Raw genomic sequence first — 5,391 nt, 5'->3', positions numbered from 1 at the left:
TGTTGTTTGAGAACTCAATAGTGTGTTTGGTGGTTTTTGTTTGTTGTTTTTTGTCCGCCTCTTTTTCCCGTTTAGGGGTGGATGTTTTTTTGATGCCAGTTTTTGGTGTCTTGTTTTTGTGATCGGATTTTTCTGATTCGAATTCTGCCCGGTTTGTCCGGGGGTTTTTGTTTGGAGAGTTTGATCCTGGCTCAGGACGAACGCTGGCGGCGTGCTTAACACATGCAAGTCGAACGGAAAGGCCCTTCGGGGTGCTCGAGTGGCGAACGGGTGAGTAACACGTGGGTGATCTGCCCTGCACTTTGGGATAAGCCTGGGAAACTGGGTCTAATACCGGATAGGACCACGGTCTGCATGGATTGTGGTGGAAAGCTTTTGCGGTGTGGGATGGGCCCGCGGCCTATCAGCTTGTTGGTGGGGTGATGGCCTACCAAGGCGACGACGGGTAGCCGGCCTGAGAGGGTGACCGGCCACACTGGGACTGAGATACGGCCCAGACTCCTACGGGAGGCAGCAGTGGGGAATATTGCACAATGGGCGCAAGCCTGATGCAGCGACGCCGCGTGAGGGATGACGGCCTTCGGGTTGTAAACCTCTTTCAGCACAGACGAAGCGCAAGTGACGGTATGTGCAGAAGAAGGACCGGCCAACTACGTGCCAGCAGCCGCGGTAATACGTAGGGTCCGAGCGTTGTCCGGAATTACTGGGCGTAAAGAGCTCGTAGGTGGTTTGTCGCGTTGTTCGTGAAAACTCACAGCTTAACTGTGGGCGTGCGGGCGATACGGGCAGACTGGAGTACTGCAGGGGAGACTGGAATTCCTGGTGTAGCGGTGGAATGCGCAGATATCAGGAGGAACACCGGTGGCGAAGGCGGGTCTCTGGGCAGTAACTGACGCTGAGGAGCGAAAGCGTGGGGAGCGAACAGGATTAGATACCCTGGTAGTCCACGCCGTAAACGGTGGGTACTAGGTGTGGGTTTCCTTCCTTGGGATCCGTGCCGTAGCTAACGCATTAAGTACCCCGCCTGGGGAGTACGGCCGCAAGGCTAAAACTCAAAGGAATTGACGGGGGCCCGCACAAGCGGCGGAGCATGTGGATTAATTCGATGCAACGCGAAGAACCTTACCTGGGTTTGACATGCACAGGACGCCGGCAGAGATGTCGGTTCCCTTGTGGCCTGTGTGCAGGTGGTGCATGGCTGTCGTCAGCTCGTGTCGTGAGATGTTGGGTTAAGTCCCGCAACGAGCGCAACCCTTGTCTCATGTTGCCAGCACGTTATGGTGGGGACTCGTGAGAGACTGCCGGGGTCAACTCGGAGGAAGGTGGGGATGACGTCAAGTCATCATGCCCCTTATGTCCAGGGCTTCACACATGCTACAATGGCCGGTACAAAGGGCTGCGATGCCGTGAGGTGGAGCGAATCCTTTCAAAGCCGGTCTCAGTTCGGATCGGGGTCTGCAACTCGACCCCGTGAAGTCGGAGTCGCTAGTAATCGCAGATCAGCAACGCTGCGGTGAATACGTTCCCGGGCCTTGTACACACCGCCCGTCACGTCATGAAAGTCGGTAACACCCGAAGCCGGTGGCCTAACCCCTTGTGGGAGGGAGCCGTCGAAGGTGGGATCGGCGATTGGGACGAAGTCGTAACAAGGTAGCCGTACCGGAAGGTGCGGCTGGATCACCTCCTTTCTAAGGAGCACCACGATAAACATCGTCCATTGGGGATGGTGTAGCCGTGAGGAGCTGGAGCGCTGTAGTGGCGCCGGCTTGGTGCACAACAAACGTTTGAAAACTGCCAGGCACACTATTGGGCTTTGAGACAACAGGCCCGTGCCCCTTTCGGGGGGTGGCATCCCGGTGGGGGTGTCGGCGTGTTGTTGCCTCACTTTGGTGGTGGGGTGTGGTGTTTGATTTGTGGATAGTGGTTGCGAGCATCTGGCACGCAAGGGTTCTCTGAGGGAGTTTTGCTTTCTCGGGGGATTTGTTGTGTGTCGATGTGCAATTTCTTTTTGACTCATTTTTTGGTTTTGTGTTGTAAGTGTTTAAGGGCGCATGGTGGATGCCTTGGCACTGGGAGCCGATGAAGGACGTGGGAGGCTGCGATATGCCTCGGGGAGCTGTCAACCGAGCGTGGATCCGAGGATGTCCGAATGGGGAAACCCGGCACGAGTGATGTCGTGTCACCCACTACTGAATACATAGGTAGTGGGGGGGAACGCGGGGAAGTGAAACATCTCAGTACCCGTAGGAAGAGAAAACAATTGTGATTCCGTGAGTAGTGGCGAGCGAAAGCGGAGGATGGCTAAACCGTATGCATGTGATACCGGGTAGGGGTTGTGTGTGCGGGGTTGTGGGATTCGTCTGTCCGGTTCTACCTGGCTGGAGGGCAGTGAAAAAATGTTGTGGTTAGCGGAAGTGGCTTGGGATGGCCTGCCGTAGACGGTGAGAGCCCGGTACGTGAAAACCTGACATCTGCCTTGGACGGTGTTCCCGAGTAGCAGCGGGCCCGTGGAATCTGCTGTGAATCTGCCGGGACCACCCGGTAAGCCTGAATACTTCTCAGTGACCGATAGCGGATTAGTACCGTGAGGGAATGGTGAAAAGTACCCCGGGAGGGGAGTGAAAGAGTACCTGAAACCGTGCGCTTACAATCCGTCAGAGCCCTCGACTTGTCGTGGGGTGATGGCGTGCCTTTTGAAGAATGAGCCTGCGAGTCAGGGACATGTCGCGAGGTTAACCCGGGTGGGGTAGCCGCAGCGAAAGCGAGTCTGAATAGGGCGTATCCACACAGGAGTGTGTGGTGTAGTGGTGTGTTCTGGACCCGAAGCGGAGTGATCTACCCATGGCCAGGGTGAAGCGCGGGTAAGACCGTGTGGAGGCCCGAACCCACTTAGGTTGAAGACTGAGGGGATGAGCTGTGGGTAGGGGTGAAAGGCCAATCAAACTCCGTGATAGCTGGTTCTCCCCGAAATGCATTTAGGTGCAGCGTCACATGTTTCTTGTTGGAGGTAGAGCTACTGGATGGCCGATGGGCCCCACAGGGTTACTGACGTCAGCCAAACTCCGAATGCCGACAAGTCTAAGAGTGTGGCAGTGAGACGGCGGGGGATAAGCTCCGTGCGTCGAGAGGGAAACAGCCCAGATCGCCGGCTAAGGCCCCTAAGCGTGTGCTAAGTGGAAAAGGATGTGCAGTCGCGAAGACAACCAGGAGGTTGGCTTAGAAGCAGCCACCCTTGAAAGAGTGCGTAATAGCTCACTGGTCAAGTGATTGTGCGCCGATAATGTAGCGGGGCTCAAGCACACCGCCGAAGCCGCGGCAACGACTTTGTGTCGTTGGGTAGGGGAGCGTCCTGCATCCGGTGAAGCAGCAGAGTGATCTAGTTGTGGAGGGTGTGGGAGTGAGAATGCAGGCATGAGTAGCGATTAGGCAAGTGAGAACCTTGCCCGCCGAAAGACCAAGGGTTCCTGGGCCAGGCCAGTCCGCCCAGGGTGAGTCGGGACCTAAGGCGAGGCCGACAGGCGTAGTCGATGGACAACGGGTTGATATTCCCGTACCCGTGTATGTGCGTCCCTGATGAATCAGCGGTACTAACCATCCAAAACCACCGTGACCAATCCCTTCGGGGTGCGGCGTTGGTGGGGCTGCATGGGACCTTCGTTGGTAGTAGTCAAGCGATGGGGTGACGCAGGAAGGTAGCCGTACCAGTCAGTGGTAATACTGGGGCAAGCCGGTAGGGAGAAACCTAGGCAAATCCGGGTTTCACATATCCTGAGAGGTGATGCATAGCCGAGTGAGGCGAATTCGGTGATCCTATGCTGCCAAGAAAAGCCTCTAGCGAGGACATACACGGCCCGTACCCCAAACCAACACAGGTGGTCAGGTAGAGAATACTAAGGCGTACGAGTGAACTATGGTTAAGGAACTCGGCAAAATGCCCCCGTAACTTCGGGAGAAGGGGGACCCACATGGCGTGATCCATCTTTGCGGTGGTGAGCGTGAGTGGGTGGCACAAACCAGTGAGAAGCGACTGTTTACTAAAAACACAGGTCCGTGCGAAGTCGCAAGACGAGGTATACGGACTGACGCCTGCCCGGTGCTGGAAGGTTAAGAGGACCCGTTAACCCTTCGGGGTGAAGCGGAGAATTTAAGCCCCAGTAAACGGCGGTGGTAACTATAACCATCCTAAGGTAGCGAAATTCCTTGTCGGGTAAGTTCCGACCTGCACGAATGGCGTAACGACTTCTCAACTGTCTCAACCATAGACTCGGCGAAATTGCACTACGAGTAAAGATGCTCGTTACGCGCGGCAGGACGAAAAGACCCCGGGACCTTCACTACAACTTGGTATTGGTGCTCGATACGGTTTGTGTAGGATAGGTGGGAGACTGTGAAGCAGCCACGCCAGTGGTTGTGGAGTCGTTGTTGAAATACCACTCTGATCGTATTGGGCCTCTAACCTCGAACCCTGAACCGGGTTCAGGGACAGTGCCTGGCGGGTAGTTTAACTGGGGCGGTTGCCTCCCAAAATGTAACGGAGGCGCCCAAAGGTTCCCTCAACCTGGACGGCAATCAGGTGTTGAGTGTAAGTGCACAAGGGAGCTTGACTGCGAGACGTACATGTCGAGCAGGGACGAAAGTCGGGACTAGTGATCCGGCACCTCTGAGTGGAAGGGGTGTCGCTCAACGGATAAAAGGTACCCCGGGGATAACAGGCTGATCTTCCCCAAGAGTCCATATCGACGGGATGGTTTGGCACCTCGATGTCGGCTCGTCGCATCCTGGGGCTGGAGCAGGTCCCAAGGGTTGGGCTGTTCGCCCATTAAAGCGGCACGCGAGCTGGGTTTAGAACGTCGTGAGACAGTTCGGTCTCTATCCGCCGCGCGCGTCAGAAGCTTGAGGAAATCTGTCCCTAGTACGAGAGGACCGGGACGGACGAACCTCTGGTCTACCAGTTGTTCCACCAGGAGCACCGCTGGATAGCCACGTTCGGACAGGATAACCGCTGAAAGCATCTAAGCGGGAAACCCCCTCCAAGACCAGGCTTCTCACCCTTTTAGAGGGATAAGGCCCCCCGCAGACCACGGGATCGATAGACCAGACCTATACACCCAGCAATGGGTTCAGGGAACTGGCACTAACCGGCCGAAAACTTACAACACCCACACATGAGTGGGAATTGCCTCGCAACCACATCCACGGATGATCAAACCGATCACCCCACCACCAAAACACACCACAATTTTCACACTCAAAAACGAGTGAATAGAGTTACGGCGGTCCATAGCGGCAGGGAAACGCCCGGTCCCATCCCGAACCCGGAAGCTAAGCCTGCCAGCGCCGATGATACTACCCACACGGGTGGAAAAGTAGGACACCGCCGAACACAAATTA

General features: G+C 56.0%; 3 rRNA genes. All 3 read left to right on the top strand.

The window, feature by feature from the left end:
- The first annotated feature begins 168 nt into the window (after nt 1-168).
- The 3 genes from ACRCUN_RS34080 to rrf all read left to right on the top strand — a co-directional run bounded on the left by ACRCUN_RS34080 (nt 169) and on the right by rrf (nt 5,383).
- Nucleotides 169-1,688, top strand: a 16S ribosomal RNA gene (locus ACRCUN_RS34080).
- Nucleotides 1,689-2,031: 343 nt separating this feature from the next.
- Nucleotides 2,032-5,158 (top strand): 23S ribosomal RNA (locus ACRCUN_RS34075).
- 111 nt (nt 5,159-5,269) lie between these two features.
- Nucleotides 5,270-5,383: ribosomal RNA gene (rrf, locus tag ACRCUN_RS34070) — 5S ribosomal RNA — on the top strand.
- The 16S, 23S and 5S rRNA genes sit together here, the layout of an rRNA operon.
- Nucleotides 5,384-5,391 lie beyond the last annotated feature (8 nt).

It is taken from the genome of Mycobacterium venezuelense, from assembly GCF_054919535.1.
Note: the sequence above shows the minus strand (reverse complement) of the source record. Positions and strands in the feature narration are given on the sequence as shown.